Here is a 426-nt window from a genome sequence, read left to right as displayed (position 1 = left end):
TCCTTGAGCAGAACAAGACGCTGATCAGCCGAAACGTACTGTTCGCCATGGATGACCTGCGCGCTGCGCTAAAAATTAGCAACTCGTATGACAGCTTTAATGAGGACTAACGCATGCGCGGCTCAGTCCTTCGTAACCAGATCGAGATCCAGCGCAAGGTTCAGGTCGGCGTCGACAGTCTGAACGCGCCAAACATGGTCTGGCAGACCTGGCGATCGCCTCTTTGTGAAGTGGAAGTCCGCCGCGGCCGAGAACACTTCGACCCGGCGACCAAGCAGCGATACTCAGAAGAGGTTTGGCGCTTTCGGACAAGGTATGAGGAAGTCGTCGGCCTCGATACGACGATGAGGATCGTCCACAACGGGATGAATTTCGACATCAAGGCGCCGCTGCCGGATGGGCAGTTCCAGCGGGACTGCATCATCG

Annotated in this window: 1 protein-coding gene; it reads left to right on the top strand. The window is 56.6% G+C overall.

Annotation, left to right across the window (positions count from 1 at the left end):
* Window positions 1-113 precede the first annotated feature (113 nt).
* A partial coding sequence (locus tag EOC94_RS33715; RefSeq protein ID WP_148128475.1) for a head-tail adaptor protein occupies window positions 114-426 on the top strand: 313 nt, incomplete at its 3' end.

Origin of the sequence: Mesorhizobium sp. M6A.T.Ce.TU.016.01.1.1, from assembly GCF_003997065.1 — a bacterium.
Taxonomy (GTDB): Bacteria; Pseudomonadota; Alphaproteobacteria; order Rhizobiales; family Rhizobiaceae; genus Mesorhizobium; species Mesorhizobium mediterraneum.
Note: the sequence above shows the minus strand (reverse complement) of the source record. Positions and strands in the feature narration are given on the sequence as shown.